Here is an 18,734-nt window from a genome sequence, read left to right as displayed (position 1 = left end):
GTTCGCGCGACTCCGTGGTATGCCTACCGGTCGTTCACGTTTCGACGGTCCCGGCCGCGGCGAGCGTGGAGTCCGTGACGCCCTCACTCGCCGTCGCCCACGGCGCTCTCGCCGACGGGATCGTGGCCCTCGATGACCTCTTGGCCGCCCATGTAGGGGCGCAGCGCCTCGGGAACGGTGACGGTGCCGTCGTCGTTCTGGTAGTACTCCATGATCGCCACCATGACCCGGGGGACGGCGACGCCGCTGCCGTTGAGCGTGTGGAGGTACTCGGCAGATTCGTGGCGCTCGGGGCGGTAGTGGATGCCCGCCCGTCGGGCCTGAAAGTCCTCGAAGTTCGAGACGCTTGAGACTTCCAGCCAGCGCCCGCCCTCAGCGGGGCCGTCGTCCATGTCGTCGCCGGGTGCCCACACCTCGATGTCGTATTTTTTGGCCTGCGTAAAGCCCATGTCGCCGGTGCACATGTCGAGGACCCGGTAGGGGAGGTCGAGACGTTTCAGGACTTCCTCGGCTTCCGAGAGCAGCCCTTCGAGACGCTCGTAGCTGTTCTCCGGGCGGACGAAGTTGACGAGTTCGACCTTGTTGAACTGGTGGACGCGGACGTAGCCCCGCGTTTCGGTGCCGTGCTCGCCCGCTTCCCGCCGGAAGTTCGGCGAGAACGCCTGATGTTTCAGCGGGAGATCCGAATCGAGCAGAATCTCGTCGCGGTACATGTTGGTGACCGGCACTTCCGCCGTGGGCAGCAGCCACAGGTCGTCGTCGTCGTACTCGTCCTCCTGCCGGGCCTCGACCCGGTAGGCGTCCTCGGCGAACTTCGGGAGCTGACCGGTGCCACGCATCGATGCCGAGTTCACCGGGATCGGCGGGAACACATCAATGTACTCCTGCTCGCGGTGGACATCGAGCATGAACTGGATCAGGGCGTGTTCCAGTCGCGCCCCCTCGCCTTTGAGGAACTGGTACCCGCCGCCCGACACCTTCGCGCCGCGCTCGAAATCGATGATGTCGAGGTCCTCACCCAGATCGTAGTGGGGGACGACCTCGTCGGGCAGGTCACGCAGCTCCTCGAACCCCTCGCGGTAGCGCTCGACGTTGTCTGCCTCGTCCTCGCCGACGGGCACCGACTCGTGGGGGACGTTTGGAATCTCCAGCAGGCGGGCCTCCAGTTTCGCTTCGAGTTCGTCGGCCCGGTCCTCGACTGCTTGGAGTTCCTCCTTGAGTTCGCTGGAGCGTTCGATGGCTTCCTGGGCTTTCTCCTCCTCGCCCTCGCGCTTGTACTCCCCGATCGTGCTAGAGACCTCGTTGCGCTCGTGACGGAGACTGTCGCCCTCGGCCTTCAGTTCGCGCCACTCCTCGTCGATCCGCAGAATCTCGTCGAGATCGACGCCCGTGACGCCCTTGTTCTCGATGGCCGCCCGGACCACCTCGGGGTTCTCACGGACGAACTGTCTACTCAACATGCTCGCCGGTAGTCGACGCCCCGACCTAATCGTGTCGATACCGTGTCTCTGCGTGGCGGACCGAGCACCGCCCCGCGGTCACGGGTCTGGATGACTACGTAGTGCCCGGACCGGTACGGAACAAAATTATAAGCGCTCTTTCCCGGAACGAGCGTGCCGTCCAGTGATGTCCGACGACTCAGCGACGACGAATCAGGACAGTGAGCATCCCGATACGACGGCGGCCGGTCTCCGCCGACGCGGCTTCATGGCCGGTGCGGCGACGGCGGCCGCCAGTGCGGTCGGTGTCGCTGGCGCGACTCCCGACGAGGACGGGCGAGGCGGTCGTGACAGCGGGGTCGGCGACCGGTCGTATCCGACACACCGAAAGGGGAACGCACCGACGATCATCGCCCACCGCGGGTTCGCCGGCTACAACCCCGAGAACACGGTCGGCGCGGTCGAGGCGGCGTCCCGTGGTGGTTTCACCAACCGAGCGCCCTCTCGCAGCGCCGAGATGATCGAGATCGACGTCGTGCCGACCGCCGACGGCGACGTGGTCGTGTTCCACGACAACGGACTCGCAGAGCGCGACGGCGGCGAGCGCGGTCTGACCGACACCGAAGGGCTGGTCTGGGAGCAGTCGACGGAGACCGTCACCAGTGCCGAAGTCCTTGGGAGTGGCGAGACGGTCCCGCTGCTGACCGCGGTCATGGACGCCATCCCGCGCAACGTCGCTGTCAACGTCGAACTCAAGAACCCCGGCAGCACCGACCTCGAATTCGCGGCGAACCTCTCGGGTGACGCGCTGGCGACCCAGCGAGCGATCTGGCGGCCGTTCGTCGGATCGGTCCTCGATGTCGTCGACGACGCTACCAACGACGTGCTCTTCTCGTCGTTCTACGAGGCCGCCATCGCCGAAGTCCGCGCTCAGTCGAGCTATCCCGTCGCCCCGCTGCTGTGGGACTCCATCGAGGACGGCATCGCCATCGCCCGCGAGTACGACGCCGAGGCGATCCACCCGCCGTACAACATGGTCGCCGGCACGCCGTTCTTCCGTGACTCCTACTACACGGAAGGGTCGGAGTGGGCCGACATCGACCTCGTCGCGGTCGCACACGAGGAAGACCGGGACGTGAACGTCTACACGCTCGCGACCTGGTATCAGGCCGAACGGCTGGCCGCTGCCGGCGTCGACGGTCTCATCGCCGACTACCCCGATCTCCTGCGGTTCGGAACCCAGCACTGACGCTGCGGTCTCCCCCCGCAGGCTGCGTCTCCCTCATCGCGTTGCTGGGCCGATGTCATCACTTATTTGCGACGGCCGCCAGTGCGTTCGATACACCATCCAGTATGCAACTCGAACAGTGGGCTGTCGAAAACTATCGGAGCGTCGAAGACGAGTCGTTTCGCGTCTCCGGGCTGGATATCCTCGTCGGTCGAAACAATTCCGGCAAATCGAACGTTTTGCACTCGCTTCTGGACTATCAATCCATCCTGCACGGCGCTCCGATCAGCGACGACTGGCTCGACCGGCGTCTCATGGCACGGCCGGCCTGTACGACAGTCACGCTCGCGGCGACCTATTCTACGACGAACAACGAACGCGACGCGATCGTCGATGCGATCGACGACGACGAGCTAGCAGCGATCGTCGCGGACCGCACCGAAGACGAACTGACCTTTACCCACCGGATCGCCGTCGACGAGTTCGAAACTCGCTCTGAGGTCGTGTTCCACACCGACTCCGACGACCCGTCCTATTTCCACGAGTGCGTGTACAAACGGGAACTGGGGACGGTCGAGCTGACGACACCGACCGCCACGAACGGGCAGATCGATCTGTCGGTCGAGACCGCAAACGCGACCGCCGACTTCGACTCGTTCGACATCGACGGCGACGCCGATATCGACGACACCGTCGAGGAACTGTTCGTTCCGACGCCGCTGAAATCGATCTTCTACAGCCACGTTTCCAAGTGGAAGTTCGTCGATTCGTTCCGCAAAGCACAGGACACGATGCCGCTGCGAATCGACGAGACGCTGGCGGAAAACGGCGAGAACCTCGCACAGGTCCTCAACACGCTGGCACAGAACCGCCCGGAGGTGTTCGCGGAGATCGACCGACTGTACGCCGATATCATGGAAGGCGTCTCGGAACTCCGTGCGCCGCTGGTCGGCGACGATCACAGCCCCGACACGACTGTCAAGATCAAAGAACGCGAGTACGACCGGCTCTTCCCGCTCGAATCGATCTCGTCGGGGTCCAAAGAGATCCTGATCTTGATCACGAAGATCGTCCTCGCCAGCGATGGCTGTGAGTTGCTCGTCGTCGAGGAACCGGAACTGCACCTCCATCCCGACGCCCAGCGGGAACTGTTCGAGAAGCTCCGATCAGTTGCCGACGAGGAGACCCAGACGATCGTCTCGACCCACTCTGATATCTTCGTCGAACAGTCCGACGCCGGTGCCGTTCTCGCAGTCACCCGCGATATGAGCGCCAACAGCGTCACCGAGGTCGAACGGATCGACGACACGTCCGTCGACGAGCATCTCTCCCGGATGGGCTTTAGCCGCGGTGACATGCTCCAGTCGAGCGCGGTCGTGTTCGTCGATGGCGTGTCCGACCAGTCCGTCCTCAAGACGTTCTCGAAGAAACTGGGCGTGCCGGTCGCTGACTCCGGCGTAACACTCGTCCCCAGTGGCGGCGACGAACTGTTCGATCACGGTCCCGATGTCATGGACGTGCTGGATCGGATGCGCATCCCGTATTTCGTGGTCGCGGATTCCGACGGCGACGAACGGACCGCCGTAGAATCGAACTACTGTGAGCACCTTCCAATCGGTGCCCACCAGATCCACGTCCTCGAACGCGAGGAGATCGAATCGTACCTGCTGACCCCGCCCCGTCCGATCGCTTCGATGCTCGATACGTCGGAAGCGAACGTCCGCCAGTACACGGAGGGTGCGACGCTGGACAAGGGGACCGTCGACGCACTATTCCGAGAACACGTCGCACAGGGATCGTACAGCGAACGACATCACTCGGGACCGATCGCGGAACACTTCACTGCAGAGGAGATCGACGACGAGATCGTCGCCCTCATCGAGGAGATCAACGCACTCGTCGAGTGACGCCGTCCGCGCGACGACCGCCCACGGCGTCCGGCCGATCCCGGATTTGGATCGCCCGCTTATATAGTGGCCGGGCCAGTATCGTCGTCAATGAGCGGACCAGAGACGGTGGTCGTCGACGACGGGCGTCGCCTCGCCTACGAGGAGTACGGTCGCGCCGACGGCAGGCCAGTCGTCTGCTGTCACGGGAACCCGGGGTCGCGGCTCATGTGGTCGCTGTTCGACGAGCAAGCCCAGCACCACGACGTGCGCCTGATCGCACCGGACCGACCGGGCTTTGGCGAGTCGGAGTTCCAGCCCGGTCGCGACCTGCTTGCGTGGACCGACGACGTGCGAGCGCTGTGCAAGATGCTCGACCTCGATACTGTCTCGGTCGTGGGCTTTTCTGCCGGCGGTCCACACGCGGCTGCCTGCGCCCACGAACTCGACCGTGTCACACAGAGCGTTCTCGTCTCCAGTCCCGGGCCGCCGTCGACCAAAGAGCACGCGACGGCGTCGAACCGCCGGCTGACCGCGGCCACCCGGCACGTGCCGGGCTTCTCGCGGGGCGTCTTCGGTCTCACGGGCTGGCTGGCGCGAAACTGGCCCAGCCGCTTTCGCGCGATGATCGAGGGCGGGGCGTCCGACGCCGATCAGGCACTGTTCGACTCGCCGGACGGCAGCGTTCTCGTGGCCGACGCCGCAGCGGCGTTCGCTCAGGGCGGCAAGGGATCGGCCCACGAGTTCCCGATGCTGGGCGAGCCGTGGGGGTTCGACCCGGCCGACTGCGCGCCGAAACTGTCGCTGTGGCACGGCCACAACGACGGGCAGGTTCCGCTCCCTGTCGCGCAGGCCTTCGCGAGTCGCCTCCCGGGGACTGACGTGACCGTCGTCGAGGCGGGCCACTACTCGACCCTGGTCGAGCACTTCGAGGAGATTCTGCTGGACGCCGTCGAGTGATCCGCCATCCGGTGACAAACAGGGGACGGTTTCACTCCGAACGGCGAGGGAACTGGAGCGCAGGACGTTCTATCGGCCGACTGCGTCCGCAGCGGCGTCGCTGACTGTTGCAGCGTCGCTCGCGTTTTCGATGCCGTCACTCGCGTTCGCGGCCGCGTCGCTGGGGCCTGCTCCCGTCGCGGCGGCCGTTTCGCTACCGCCCGGCGTCAGGTCGCTGACCGTCTCGCCGAGACCGTTCATCGTGTCACCGGCCGACCGTCCGACCGCGTCCACGACCTCGCCGACGAACGCCGGGACGTTCGCGGGCAGGTCTGCCGGCGGGCCGGCCTGTGCAGCCATCTGTACAGTGTCAGTCGCAAACGTTGCCATCACGGGCAGTGCGTGTTCGATCATCGCATCCGATCCATGCCGCTGGGTTGGGAAAAGGGGGGTCGACGCTGCACCCGTTTTGGGGTCGATTTAACGCGATTCACTTCGATTTGCTCCCGTATAGACCGGTTCAAACCGCTGTTTACGGGAGGACCCGGTTTCGGCTGATCGAGCGTCGATCACCGCCGCCGCACGACGGCGCACGCGCTCGACGTGTGTCCTACCATGCATGCGAAAGGTCGACCGCACCGCAAAGCACCGGTTCGTTCCGCTCATACGGAACGTTGTCTGTACTTGCCGGTGAGCGTCGCAACGGGTAGTCCCTCACCGGTACATTGCTACAACGTTCCGTATCAGGCCGAACTCGCGTCGACCGTCCAGCCGGGGTCTTCGCCGGTCTCGGCCAGCACGTCGGATCGACACGCCGGACAGTAGTCGGGGACCGTCTGCTCACCTCGGGGGACGTAGACCGCGCCGCCACACTCCACGCACGCGTCGTCAACGACCGTCGTGCAGTCGGCACAGACGTTGAAGTCGTCGACTGTCAGCTCTCGCAGGGGTTCGAGTTGTTTGTCGAGGATGTACTCGTCGATAACTGCCTGACAGTTGTGGCACGGTTGCATAGCGATCCGTGTGCTACTGTGTGCCACATACATATAACCGTACTCCCTCGGGCGAATACTGATCGCGAAAAACCGCCACGGATCGCAGTGAGAAACCGGGTCGTCGACCGGAAGTCGTTCAGATCACTCCAGATCGAAGCGGTCCAGCGTCATGACCTTGTGCCACGCGTCGACGAAGTCCTCGACGAACCGCTCTTCCTCACCGGCGTACACTTCCGCCATCGCCCGCAGCCGGGAGTGGGAGCCGAAGATCAGATCGACGCGGGTCGCTTCCCACTCGACCTCGCCGGTCTCGCGGTCGCGGACCTCGAACAGCTCTCGCTCCTCTGAGACCGGTTCCCACTCGTGGTCCATGCCGAGCAGGTTCGTGAAGAAGTCGTTCGAAAGCGTCGCCGCGTCGTCGGTGAAGACGCCCTGACCGTCGCCGTGGGTCGCGCCCAGTGCGCGCATGCCGCCGACGAGCACCGTCATCTCCGAGGGGGTCAGGTCCAGCAGGTGGGCCTTGTCGACCAGTAGCTCCTCGGCCGTTCGGTCGTTGTCCTCGCCCAGATAGTTGCGGAAGCCGTCGGCGTCGGGCTTGAGCGCCTCGAAGGAATCGGTGTCGGTGTGTTCCTCGGTGGCGTCGACGCGGCCGGGTTCGAAGGGCACGTCGACGTCGTAGCCGGCCTCGGCCGCCGCCTGCTCGACCGCGGCGTTGCCCCCGAGGACGATCAGGTCCGCGAGCGAGACCCGCGTTCCGTCCGAGCGCGAGTCGTTGAACTCCTGTTGAATCGTTTCGAGCGTCGACAGCACCGTCTCCAGCTCTTCGGGTTCGTTGACCGCCCACTCGTTCTGGGGTGCGAGGCGGATGCGCGCCCCGTTTGCTCCGCCGCGCTTGTCGCTGTCGCGGTAGGTCGATGCCGAGGCCCACGCGGTCTTGGCGAGCTGAGAGACCGAGAGGTCCGAATCGAGCAGTTCGTCTTTGAGCAGTTCGGCTTCCTCTTCGCCGATCTGGCCGTGGTCGGCGTCGGGCAGCGGGTCCTGCCAGAGCATCTCCTCTTCGGGCACTTCTGGGCCGAGGAACCGCTCGGGCGGGCCCATGTCGCGGTGGGTCAGCTTGTACCAGGCCTTCGCGAAGGCGATGCCGAACTCGGCCATGTTGTCCTGGAAGCGCTCGATGATCTCACGATACTCGGGGTCTCGCTTCAGCGCGATGTCGGTCGTGAGCATCATCGGTAGCTGCTCGCCGTCCTCGTGGGCGTCCGGTGCGTCGGCCACTTCCTCGGGGTTCTTGGGCGTCCACTGCCACGCGCCGCCGGGGCCTTTCTCCGGTTCCCACTCGTATTCGAGGAGGTTGTCGATGTAGCCCATGTCCCACTCGGTCGGGGAGGCCGTCCACGGTCCCTCGATACCGCTGGTGATCGTGTCGCTGCCCTTGCCCGATCCGTACTCGTTTGCCCAGCCGAGGCCCTGCTGTTCGATGGGCGCGGCCTCGGGTTCGGGTCCGAGGTGGTCGCCGTCGTCCGCGCCGTGGACCTTCCCGAAGGTGTGGCCACCGGCGATGAGTGCGGCGGTCTGCTCGTCGTTCATCGCCATGCGGTCGAACGTCTGGCGGATGTTCTTCGCGGAGGCTTCCGGGTCTGGCTGGCCATCCGGTCCCTCGGGGTTGACGTAGATCAGGCCCATCACGGACGCGCCAAGCCCCTCCTGAATCCCGCCGGGTTCGTCGAAGCGCTCGTTGGCCTCCATCTCGGTCTCTGGTCCCCAGTAGGCCGCGTCGTCGGGTTCGAAGGCGTCCTCGCGACCGCCGGCGAAGCCATACGTCGCAAAGCCCATCGACTCCATGGCGACGTTGCCGGCCAGAATCATCAGGTCGGCCCACGAAATCTTGCGGCCGTACTTCTGCTTGACCGGCCAGAGCAGACGGCGGGCCTTGTCGAGGTTGGCGTTGTCGGGCCAGCTATTGATCGGTGCGAAGCGCTGTCGCCCACCGGCCGCGCCACCCCGGCCGTCGCTGGCGCGGTAGGTGCCGGCGCTGTGCCACGCCATGCGGATGAACAGCGGCCCGTAGTGGCCGTAGTCGGCCGGCCACCAGTCCTGCGAGTCGGTCATGAGTGCTTCGAGGTCTTCCTTGACCGCCTCCAGGTCGAGACTCTCGAACGCCTCGGCGTAGTCAAAGCCCTCACCCATCGGATCGACGTTCCGGGCGTTCTGGTCGAGAATCTCCAGACTCAGTTGTTCTGGCCACCATTCGTCGTTCGATTTCCCCCGTCGTCGACTCGTCTTTGTGTCCACTTCGGCTGTGCCGTGGTTGGGACTGTCGTCCGTCATCTACTTTCACTGTCTGTCTCCCCGCAGGGTAACAGTTACTTTGTCATGAGCCAAACCCCCCGCTACGTTTATCCCCGTACCGCCACCGTGTTGTGGTATGACAATCGGCGACGTGGTTCGGGCACAGTCGGTCCACGAAGATCTCTGGTACGTCGACACCGGCATGTACGACGTCGAGGAGTACGGGTCCGTCTATCTGCTGGACGGCGAGCGGCCTGCGCTCGTGGATACGGGGCTGGGGACCAACGTCGAACGGGTCCACGCTCTCATGGACGAGGCGGGCGTCGCGCCCACGGACCTCGAAGTCGTCGCGCTCACGCACGTCCACCTCGATCACGCCGGCGGCGCGGGCCTGCTCGTCGAGGACTGTCCGAACGCGACCGTCTCCGTCCACGAGTCCGGCGCGCGCCACCTCGCCGACCCGGAACGCCTGTGGGCCGGGACGAAAGCGGCCGTCGGCGATCAGATCGAGTACTACACCGAACCGACGCCCGTCCCCGAGGACCGCATCGAGACGCTGACCGACGGCGACGAGATCGATCTGGGGAGCCAGTCGCTGACCGCCCGGTCGGTTCCGGGCCACGCCCCCCATCAGGTCGTCTTCGACGCGCCCACGCTCGACGGCGTGTTCACCGCCGACGCCGCCGGCATCTACACCCCCTCGACCGACGAGGTCCACGTCACGAGTCCGCCGCCGAACTTCGACTTCGAACAGGCGGTCGCCGACGTGGAACTGCTCGGCGCACTGGATCGGTCGTGGCTGCTGTACGCCCACTTCGGTCCCACCCGTAGTGCCGATCGGCTGGACGAGTACCGGACGGTGCTCACGGAGTGGGTCGAGACCGTCGAACGCGAACGCGAGCGCCACGACAGCGACGACGCTGTCGTCGACCACCTCGTCGACACCGTCGAGACGCCGCCCATCTGGAGCGAGCACAAGGCCCGCGCCGAGGTCGCGATGAACGTCCGGGGCGTCCTGACGTACCTCGACGACCGGTAACGAAGACGACGTACCGCAGAACCCACGCCACGAAAAACCGCGAAACGGGCCGTTCGGTGGCTGTCGATTCCGGCAGTCTCGGCGGGAGTGAGTGCGTTTATAAGAGGGCGACCCAATGGCCCGCCTAGACGATGGCGGCTACCGAACTGATACTGTTGGTTGCGGGAATCATCGCGATCGGTGTCCTAGCGCAGTTGCTCGCCGATCGACTCAAAGTCCCGACGATCATCTTCTACATCGGGGCAGGACTACTGCTGGGACCCGTCGCGCCGTTCCTTCCCGGCATCGGGTCGCCGATCATCGACCCCGCGTCGTTCGGGGACGCACTGCCCGCGATCGTCGGACTGGCCGTCGCCATCATCGTCTTCGAAGGTGCGTTTCACCTCAAGATCGAACGGATCCGCGAAGCCCCGGCGGCGTCCGTTCGGATCGTCACGATCGGTGCGCTCATCGCACTGGTCGGCACTGCCGCGGCCGTCAGATTCCTGTTGGGGGCCTCCTGGGGCCTGTCGCTGACGATCGGTGCGCTGTTGACCGCCACCGGGCCGACCGTCGTCACGCCGATCCTCCGCGTCGTTCCCGTCCGTGATCGGGTCGCCGCTGCACTGGAAACGGAGGGGATCGTCAACGACGTGAGTGCCGCCATCCTTGCGGTCGTCTTCTTCGAGATCATCAACCCCGCCGCCGACTCCCACGGCCTGATTCTGGGATTCGTCCAGCGCCTTGGCGTCGGCTTGCTCTTTGGGGTCATCGTCGCCGGCCTCCTCTACTATTTCGTGCGCTACGTTGACCTCGCGCCCGGCGACGCACCGCGTAACGCCCGCCTGCTCGTGCTCGCGGGCGCGCTCGTCGCCTTCGCGACGGCGAACTCGCTGGCGAGCGAGGCCGGCGTCGCCGCCGTCGCGACCGCCGGGTTCCTGCTCGGTAACGCCGACATTCCCTACGAGGAAGATATCGAGGACTTCAAAGGCGACATCACGCTGCTCGTGCTCTCTTTCGTGTTCATCACGCTCGCGGCGCTCCTGCAGTTCGACACGCTCCGCGAGGTCGGACTGGCCGGCGTCGCCGTGGTCGTCGTGATGGCGCTCGTCTTGCGCCCGGCCCTGATCTTCCTCTCGACGTTCGGTGACCGTTTCACCGTACAGGAACGGACGTTCATGAGCCTCGTCGGCCCGCGCGGGATCATTCCTGCGTCGGTCGCGACGCTGTTTGCCGTCGAACTGCGGACTGCCGCCGAGGAGCTGGGCCAGCCGGGACTCAACGAGCAGGCGAGTCTCCTACTGGGCGTCGTCTTCCTCGCAATCTTGCTGACGGCCGTCTTCGAAGGCGGCTTTGCGCGCTACATCGCCGAATACCTGGATGTGATACCAATGCGAGTCATCATCGTCGGAGGCGGGAAGGTGGGCCGATCGCTCGCCGAACGCCTCGAAGACCGTGGCGAGAACATCGTCATGATCGAACAGGAAAAGCCAATCGTCGAACGCGCCCGCAACGACGGGTTCACCGTCGAATGGGGTGATGGCACCGACACCGAGGTGTTACGCTCTGCCGGCGCGGACAACGCCAAGATCGTCGCCGCCGCGACCGGTGACGACGACGTGAACCTCCTCGTGTCCCAACTGGCATCATCGAAGTTCGACGTCGAGAACGTCATCGCCCGGGCTAACAACCCCGACAACGTCGAGGCGTTCGAGGATCTCGGTGTTCGAACCATCTCCTCGTCGATGGCGACCGCCTGGGCCATGGACAACCAGATCGAGCGCCCGGCCATCGCCAACTGGATGACCGACGTGGGCCGGGACGGCGACGTACAAGAGGTCGCCGTCAAGGGTGGCGATTTCGTCGGCAAGCCGGTCAGTGAGATCGGTCCGATGCTCCCCGACGCTTGCCTGATCGCACTCGTCACGCGTGACGACGAGACGCTGGTCCCGACCGCCGACTACGTGATCGAGAAAGGGGACAAGATCACGCTGCTGGGCCGGCGCAGTTCCGTCCGCGAAGGGATGAAGATGGTCAAGTCCGACGTAAGCGGCTAGGTCGACACCGTCAGTCCTCGACCGTCCCGGGATCGGACGCGCCGTTCTCGCCGTCCCGTCCCTCGGTCCAGGGCGTCCGCTCTCCCTGCCCTCCTGTTTTGTAGACACCGCGGGCGCTGGCGACGTGGTGGTCGTCCGCATTCCCGGACGCGTCCGCGTCCGGGGGTTCACTGGCGTTCACTCCAGTGGCGGCGTACACCTCGATGTCGACGGTGGCGACGCTCCCACCGATTCGAACTACGTCAGCGACCGCTCGCAGGTCCCCCGTCGCCGGTGCGAGATAGTCCATCCGCATATCGATCGTCGGCGAGACGGACTCGGACTGGGAGACGACGGCCGCCCCGCCGACGGTGTCGGCCAGTGAGTAGGTGACCCCGCCGTGGGCGATCAGCTGTCCGGGGTTCGAGGAGTGTTCCGCCCGCAGCGGCAGGTGTCCCTCCGCGTGGCCGTTCTCGACCGTTTCGAATTCGATACCGAGTTCCTGCGCGAAGGGAATCTGCTCGAAGATCCGTTCGATGTTCATGGCTCTGTCCAGTATTGCCCGCCTGATAAAGCCGTGCGAACGCTTCCCAACGGGCGGTGCGTGGACTGTCGGCGACGCTACGCGCCGGCGTGGACGTACAGCAACTGATCCGCGGTATCTTCGGCGGCGTCCAGTGCCGCATCGAGCGAGCGGGCCAGATCCCGGACGACGACGGCCTCGGCCGTCGGTAGCGTGTCGAAGGCGTCGGTGATGATCTCGTATTTCAGATCGTCGGCGCGACTTTCGAGGACGGCCACCTGATCGACGGCGTCGACGATCGCCGGGGTCTCGCCCGGTTCGACCAGTCCGGCGACGACGGAATCGATCGCCTCGGTGAGGATGCGGGTCGCACGGGCCGCCAGCGCGGCCATCTGCGTGAGCGCGTCGGTCGTCCCCTCGTCGAGGGGGCGCCGGACCGCGTCGAGTTCGCGGAGGAACTGCTCGGCGCAGTTTGGCACCTCGTCCAGCAGGACGAACAGCTCCATGACCGTGGCGCTGTTGAGATACACTTCGGTGTAATTTGGCTCCGCGGTCCCGAGTGTCGTCCGCAGCGTCCGCAATCGATCGTCACAGACCGATTCACTCGCGACGAGTGCCGACACGCCGCTGGCGAACTCGCTCTGGCCGTACCCGAACAACGCGGGCGGTAACGTCGCCACACACTGCCTGACTGCCGTGAGATACTCGTCGGTCTGTTCGCGTACGGCGTCACCGAACGCGTCTGTGGTGGTCGCCATTGGAAAGCAGTCGTCGATTCTCACTGGAAAGGGCTGCTATGAGGTCTCTATAGTTCTCATACTACCGGCTGTAAATCTGTGAACGATTTCGCCACCCCGGGGTGGCGAAGATCTTCACGAAGTTACAGCCGGCAGTATCAGCATCCATCTTTTTCCGACTCGGGTGCGCTCCGCGCACCGCTCGTCGCAAAAACATGGGTGAAAAAGGCTGGAGTCTCGCTTCGCTCGACTCCAGTGAACCGCGCCTGCGGCGCGGATGCTCTGCTTACTCCACGCGCTCGAACTCGATGGCCTGTCCCTGTCCGAAGCCGACGCATTCGGTCGCCAGCCCCAGCTTCGCGTCCCGTTTCTCGGCATCCATCTTTTTCCGACTCGGGTGCGCTCCGCGCACCGCTCGCCGCAAAAACATGGGTGAAAAAGGCTGCCGTCTCACGCTGTTCGACGGCAGAGAACCGGCGACTCCGTCGCCGGATGCTCTTTCTACTCCACGCGCTCGAACTCGATGGCCTGTCCCTGTCCGAAGCCGACGCATTCGGTCGCCAGCCCCAGTTTCGCGTCCCGTTTCTCGGCATCCATCTTTTTCCGCTTCGGGTTTCCTCGTTCGCTTCGCTCACTGCGGGAACCACTCGCGCAAAAACATGGGTGAAAAAGGCTCGATCTCACTTCGTTCGATCGAGTGAATCGCGCGGACTACCGGGTCCTTCGGACCACTCATCCGCGCGAATGCTAACCGTGGAGACTCGCCCTACTCCACGCGCTCGAACTCGATGGCCTGTCCCTGTCCGAAGCCGACGCATTCGGTCGCCAGCCCCAGCTTCGCGTCCCGTTTCTCCATCTCGTGGAGCAACGTGACGGGGAGGCGTGCGCCGGTGGCACCGAGCGGGTGGCCGATGGCGATGGCCCCGCCGTTGACGTTGAAGCTGTCGTCGTCGAAGCCCAGTTCGCGCTGGCAGTACAGCGTCTGGCTGGCGAAGGCTTCGTTGAGTTCGACGAGATCGTAGTCGTCGGGGTCCCGGCCGGTGCGTTCACAGAGTTTCTCGACGGCGGGGACCGGGCCGATGCCCATGACCGTGGGGTCGACGCCGGCCACGGAGTGTGCCCCGACTTCGGCCATGATTTCGAGACCGTGCTCCTCGGCGAACGCCTTCGAGGTGAGCATGAGACCGGCCGCGCCGTCCGAGACCTGCGAGGCGTTGCCGGGCGTGATCGTTCCCTCCGATTTGAACACGGTCGGCAGGCCCGCGAGCTTCTCGGCGGTGGTCTCTGGCCGGATTCCCTCGTCGGCGTCGACGGTGCCGTCGTCGGTCTCGATGGGAACGATTTCGTCGTCGAAGCGGCCCGACTCGGTGGCTTCGGCGGCGCGTTGCTGGCTGCGGGCGGCGTACTCGTCCTGTGCCGCCCGGCTCACGTCGTACTCCTCGGCGACCTTCTCTGCGGTCATTCCCATCTGGAGTTCGCCGATGTTGTACAGTTCGGCGAGCTTGGGATGGACGTTGTGGGTGTTCTCGCCCATCTTCACCCGGGACATCGACTCGACGCCGCCGGCGATCAGACAGTCGCGCTGGCCGGCGGCGATGGCGTCGGCGGCGGACGCGACGGCCTGTGCCGACGACGCGCACCAGCGATTGACCGTCGTTCCCGGGACCGATTCGCCCAGATCCGAGAGCAGCGCGATCACGCGCGCGAGATTATTACCTTGTTCGCCTCGCTGCTGGGCACAGCCCCACATGAGGTCGTCGACCTGCGCTGACTCGATACCGGTACTGGCGAGCAACTGATTGACGAGCGGGACCGAAAGGTCCTCACTCCGTACGTCGGCGTAGACACCGTCTTCTTTCCCCTGTGGTGTTCGCACTGCGTCGACGACGACTGGCGTCTGTGACATGTCCCACCCGTCGGGCGCGAGCGTGTTAAAAACTCACAAACTTCGCCACCGGTGTCTCCCGTTTACCCCTCGCTACTGGCACCCACACCGCCGCGGGTTCGATTTACTTATCCCGCTCCCACGAGTACTGTTGTGGGAATGAGTGATCTGGAGCTAGATATCGTCGAGTTCCTGCTGACGACGACGGTGTATTCCGAGCAGCGCGATCTGGAACCCGACGATCTCCCGCCGGCCTACCGGGCAGCGTTCTGGACTGACGGGGAGATCGAGCGGCCCCTGACGCCGACGGCGAACGCCGCGACGACGGCGACGGGGATCGAACGGCCATGGGAAGCCATCTCGGGACTGATGTTTACCGACCGGGACGAATTTTCCGGCGCGATCTCCTTTACCGACCGATCGATGGCTGAGGAGTGGTACGCCAAACGCGCCGACGCCGAACGCCTGCTCGCCAATCCGGTGCTGGCCCGCGAGTTCGGCGACGACATCGACGGCGTCGACTACGAGACAGCCAGAAAGCAAAACCGACCGGCTCGGGCCGACCGCGCGCTGATCGACGCGTTGCTGGACGACGCGTTCGACGAGGAAGAAGAGGAAGAGGGGATGCTGGATCTGGTCGAGGTCCGCGCTCCCGAAGAGGTCGACATGACCCTCGACCAGCTCGTGCTCACACCCGATCAGGAGTCCGAGATCCTCAAGATCGTCAAGGCGATCGAGCACCGCGACTACCTCGCCCAGATCGGGCTGCGCGAGATCGGCAAACTCCTCTTCGTCGGGCCGCCGGGCACCGGGAAGACCAGTGTCGCACGCGCGCTCGCACAGGACCTCGACCTCCCGTTCGTCGAGGTGAAGCTGTCGATGATCACCTCGCAGTATCTGGGTGAGACTGCGAAGAACGTCGAGAAGACCTTCGAGGTCGCCAAGCGCCTGTCGCCGTGTATCCTCTTTATGGACGAGTTCGACTTCGTCGCAAAGACCCGCTCGTCGGACGAGCACGCGGCGATCAAGCGCGCGGTCAACACCTTGTTGAAGTCCATCGACGAGGTCAGCCTGATTCAGGACGACGTGCTCCTGATCGGCGCGACGAACCACCCCGACCAACTGGACGCCGCAGCGTGGCGGCGCTTCGACGAGATCGTCAACTTCCCCAAGCCCGACCGGGACATGCGCCGGGATATCTTCCGCATCGTCACACAGGAGATGGACATCGTCGACTTCGAGCCGGGGAAACTGGCCGACATCACAGAGGGGCTGACCGGCAGCGACCTCCGGCTCGTCCTGCGTGAGGCGGTCCTCGAAGCACTGACCGAGGAACGGACGACGCTCACCCAGCAGGACCTTCGGGACGCCGTCGCGGACTTCGAGGAACGGGACAACCTCAAGAACATGGACATGATCGAGGGCGACCACGAGGCGCTGGTCGCCGGGGGCGACATCTCCGGTGGCGGCGACGAGGCGGCCTCCGACGGTGGGCACGATCACGATCACGATCACGATCACGACCACGACCACGACCACGCCGACGACGACTGATACGGTTTGTTGTAAATCTTGACCGGGTCGACCGCGCACCGTCGTGCAGTCGACCGGGCAAACGACGACAATTATCCGTCTGACCGACAGAGCGCCATCCCTTTGCCGGTGAGACACTGAGCCACAGACGATGCGGGTTACGCTGCTTGGGACGGGTGACACGACGGGGACGCCGACGGTCGGCTGTGACTGTCCGACCTGTGAGCAGGCCCGCGAGCGCGGTGTCGAACGGACGCGCTTCTCGGTCCACGTCGAGCACGGAGAGCGGTCGCTGCTCGTCGATTTCAGCCCCGATTTTCGCCATCAGTTCCTCCGTGAGGACGTGCCCCTGCCCGACGCGGCGGTCGTCACGCACATCCACTTCGACCACCTCGATGGACTTGGCAACGTCTACCGACTGGTCGATTCGCTGCCCGTCTCTGCCGCCGACGAGACCGATCCAGCGACCGGCCAGAGCGTCGCCGAGACCGTCCGGGAGCGCTACGACTACCTCGACCGGATCACGGTCCACGGTCGGACGCCGTTCGAGTCGTTCACTGCGGCGGGCTTCGAGGTGACACTCGTCCCGGTCGTCCACCCGCCGCTTGTTTCCTATGGCCTGCGCATCGACGAGCCAGCGACCGGCGCGAGCCTCGCGATCTCGGGCGATACGAGCTACGCCATCGACGCCGAGGCTCGTGCCGTCCTGCGCGGTGCGGACCTCGCGCTCGTCGAGGGCATCGTCCACGCCGACCTCTGTGCTCACCACCCCGTCGGCGGCGACCACGAGGACGAAGACGGCGTCCCCCGGACCTTCGGTACCAAGCACATGACCCTGACCGGTGCGCGGGCGCTGGCCGACGACCTCGACGCCGACGACTACCGGATCGTCCACACCGCTCACTTCGTCCCGCCCGAGCACGCGTTCGCCGACGACATCGCCGTCGATGGGGAGCGATTCGAGCTATGAGTGGGTCGACACCGACGCCGCCAGACGAGCGCATCGTCAGTCTGGACGCGATCCGGGGCGTCGCCGTCCTCGGCATCCTCGTCATCAACATTCGGGTGTTCGCGATGCCCGAGGCCGTCCTGTTCAATCCGACTGTGTACGGCGATTTCACGGGCGCGAACTACTGGGTGTGGCTGCTTGGTCATCTCTTTGCGGAATCGAAGTTCATCACGCTGTTCTCGGCGCTGTTCGGCGCCAGCGTGCTCCTCTTTCTCGATGGGAAGGCCGACAGGACGGGCGATGGGGCTGACGACGGGACAGCCGACGCGACGGGGCTGTTCCGCCGCCGCAACGCGTGGCTGCTGGTGATCGGGCTGGCACACGCCTACCTGCTGTGGTACGGGGACGTGCTCGTGGCCTACGCTCTGCTCGGATTCCTGCTCGTGCAGTTCCGTGACCGTCGCCCCGGATTGCTGGCAAAATACGGTCTCATCTTTCTGCTCGCGCCGTTCCTCTCCGAGCTGCTCGCCGCCCTCTTTCAGGGTCCCTCGGTGATCGCCGATCAGTGGCAGCCCGCCACGGCGACGCTGCAGCGCGAAATCGATATCTACCGGAGCGGCTGGCTCACACAGCTCGAACACCGTGTACCGACCGCCTTGTCCCGTCAGACCTCCGGTTTCCTCGGGTCGACCATGTGGCGTACCGGTGGCTCCATGTTCTTCGGGATGGCGCTGTACCGCTGGGGCGTGCTGACCAGCGAACGCCCGGCGCGGGACTACTGGCGACTCGTCGCGGGCGGTTTCGTCGGTCTCGCAGTCGTCGGCGCTGGCGTCTGGTACATCGAAGCCAGCGACTGGGCCGCCAGCGCGGCACTGTACTGGCTCCAGTTCAACCACTGGGGGAGCCTGCTCGTCGCCGGTGGCTACATCGGCGCGATCACGCTGTACTGTCGCGCTCGCCCCGACGGTCTCGCCGTTCGGTCGATGGCCGCCGTCGGCCGGATGGCGCTGACGAACTACCTGCTCCAGACCGTCGTCGCGACGACTCTCTTCTACGGTCACGGACTCGGTCTGTTCGGTTCTCTCAGCAGGGTCGAGATGGCCGGCGTCGTCCTCGCGATCTGGGCCGTGCAGGTCCCCCTGTCGGTGCTGTGGCTGCGCTCCTTCCGATTCGGCCCCGTCGAGTGGCTGTGGCGGACGCTCACCTACGGCGACCGCCAGCCACTCCGCGTGTCGTGAGTCAACCGCAGAACTATGCCCTTCGCTGCCCATCCACTG

At 65.1% G+C, this 18,734-nt stretch carries 15 protein-coding genes; 8 read left to right on the top strand and 7 right to left on the bottom strand.

Annotated features, from left to right (window positions below; all coding sequences use genetic code 11):
• Window positions 1-83: 83 nt before the first annotated feature.
• Window positions 84-1,460, bottom strand: coding sequence for a serine--tRNA ligase (gene serS, locus AC5FRW_RS03790; protein WP_493567096.1), 1,377 nt, complete (start codon window positions 1,458-1,460; stop codon window positions 84-86).
• A 166-nt stretch (window positions 1,461-1,626) separates the two neighbouring features.
• Here serS and AC5FRW_RS03785 point away from each other — a divergent pair, with 166 nt between their 5' ends.
• The 3 genes from AC5FRW_RS03785 to AC5FRW_RS03775 all read left to right on the top strand — a co-directional run bounded on the left by AC5FRW_RS03785 (window position 1,627) and on the right by AC5FRW_RS03775 (window position 5,513).
• Complete coding sequence (locus tag AC5FRW_RS03785; RefSeq protein WP_493567095.1) at window positions 1,627-2,688, top strand: glycerophosphodiester phosphodiesterase; 1,062 nt, start codon at window positions 1,627-1,629, stop codon at window positions 2,686-2,688.
• Between the two features lie 104 nt (window positions 2,689-2,792).
• Complete coding sequence (locus tag AC5FRW_RS03780; RefSeq protein WP_493567094.1) at window positions 2,793-4,574, top strand: ATP-dependent nuclease; 1,782 nt, start codon at window positions 2,793-2,795, stop codon at window positions 4,572-4,574.
• Between the two features lie 90 nt (window positions 4,575-4,664).
• Complete coding sequence (locus tag AC5FRW_RS03775) at window positions 4,665-5,513, top strand: alpha/beta fold hydrolase (protein WP_493567093.1); 849 nt, start codon at window positions 4,665-4,667, stop codon at window positions 5,511-5,513.
• A 69-nt stretch (window positions 5,514-5,582) separates the two neighbouring features.
• Here the strand turns inward: AC5FRW_RS03775 and AC5FRW_RS03770 are convergent, their stop codons facing one another.
• From AC5FRW_RS03770 to katG, 3 genes are all read right to left on the bottom strand, one after another.
• The gene (locus tag AC5FRW_RS03770; RefSeq protein ID WP_493567092.1) at window positions 5,583-5,906 is read right to left on the bottom strand and encodes a hypothetical protein; all 324 of its coding nucleotides are present in this window, start codon (window positions 5,904-5,906) and stop codon (window positions 5,583-5,585) included.
• A gap of 329 nt (window positions 5,907-6,235) precedes the next feature.
• The gene (locus AC5FRW_RS03765; RefSeq protein WP_493567091.1) at window positions 6,236-6,505 is read right to left on the bottom strand and encodes a DUF7571 family protein; all 270 of its coding nucleotides are present in this window, start codon (window positions 6,503-6,505) and stop codon (window positions 6,236-6,238) included.
• A 123-nt stretch (window positions 6,506-6,628) separates the two neighbouring features.
• A complete protein-coding gene (gene katG / locus AC5FRW_RS03760) occupies window positions 6,629-8,815 on the bottom strand; it encodes a catalase/peroxidase HPI (RefSeq protein WP_493567090.1) in 2,187 nt (728 codons plus the stop codon).
• 97 nt (window positions 8,816-8,912) lie between these two features.
• On the opposite strand from katG, the gene AC5FRW_RS03755 reads away from it, so the two are divergent.
• Together AC5FRW_RS03755 and AC5FRW_RS03750 are read left to right on the top strand one after the other, a co-directional pair.
• The gene (locus tag AC5FRW_RS03755) at window positions 8,913-9,815 is read left to right on the top strand and encodes an MBL fold metallo-hydrolase (protein ID WP_493567089.1); all 903 of its coding nucleotides are present in this window, start codon (window positions 8,913-8,915) and stop codon (window positions 9,813-9,815) included.
• 131 nt (window positions 9,816-9,946) lie between these two features.
• Window positions 9,947-11,851 carry a cation:proton antiporter domain-containing protein gene (locus tag AC5FRW_RS03750; protein WP_493567088.1) on the top strand — a complete coding sequence of 635 codons (1,905 nt, stop codon included), beginning with the start codon at window positions 9,947-9,949 and terminating at the stop codon, window positions 11,849-11,851.
• Between the two features lie 10 nt (window positions 11,852-11,861).
• On the opposite strand, the gene AC5FRW_RS03745 is transcribed toward AC5FRW_RS03750, so the two are convergent.
• The 3 genes from AC5FRW_RS03745 to AC5FRW_RS03735 form a co-directional block, all read right to left on the bottom strand.
• Window positions 11,862-12,374, bottom strand: a complete 513-nt coding sequence (locus AC5FRW_RS03745; RefSeq protein ID WP_493567087.1) for a PaaI family thioesterase — start codon at window positions 12,372-12,374, stop codon at window positions 11,862-11,864.
• Between the two features lie 77 nt (window positions 12,375-12,451).
• Entirely contained in the window at window positions 12,452-13,111 is a 660-nt protein-coding gene (locus tag AC5FRW_RS03740) for a hypothetical protein (RefSeq protein WP_493567086.1), read from the bottom strand.
• 745 nt (window positions 13,112-13,856) lie between these two features.
• The gene (locus tag AC5FRW_RS03735) at window positions 13,857-14,996 is read right to left on the bottom strand and encodes a thiolase family protein (protein WP_493567085.1); all 1,140 of its coding nucleotides are present in this window, start codon (window positions 14,994-14,996) and stop codon (window positions 13,857-13,859) included.
• A 138-nt stretch (window positions 14,997-15,134) separates the two neighbouring features.
• Between AC5FRW_RS03735 and AC5FRW_RS03730 the strand changes: the two genes are divergently transcribed.
• The 3 genes from AC5FRW_RS03730 (at window position 15,135) to AC5FRW_RS03720 (ending at window position 18,695) form a co-directional block, all read left to right on the top strand.
• Window positions 15,135-16,529 (top strand): ATP-binding protein, encoded by a 1,395-nt coding sequence (locus AC5FRW_RS03730; protein WP_493567084.1) that lies wholly within the window; start codon window positions 15,135-15,137, stop codon window positions 16,527-16,529.
• A gap of 130 nt (window positions 16,530-16,659) precedes the next feature.
• Window positions 16,660-17,478, top strand: coding sequence for an MBL fold metallo-hydrolase (locus AC5FRW_RS03725; protein ID WP_493567083.1), 819 nt, complete (start codon window positions 16,660-16,662; stop codon window positions 17,476-17,478).
• Complete coding sequence (locus AC5FRW_RS03720; protein WP_493567082.1) at window positions 17,475-18,695, top strand: DUF418 domain-containing protein; 1,221 nt, start codon at window positions 17,475-17,477, stop codon at window positions 18,693-18,695. The genes AC5FRW_RS03725 and AC5FRW_RS03720 overlap by 4 nt, the downstream gene beginning before the upstream one ends.
• The last annotated feature ends 39 nt before the right edge of the window (window positions 18,696-18,734 follow it).

This window comes from Halomicrobium sp. HArcht3-1 (genome assembly GCF_058933345.1).
Note: the sequence above shows the minus strand (reverse complement) of the source record. Positions and strands in the feature narration are given on the sequence as shown.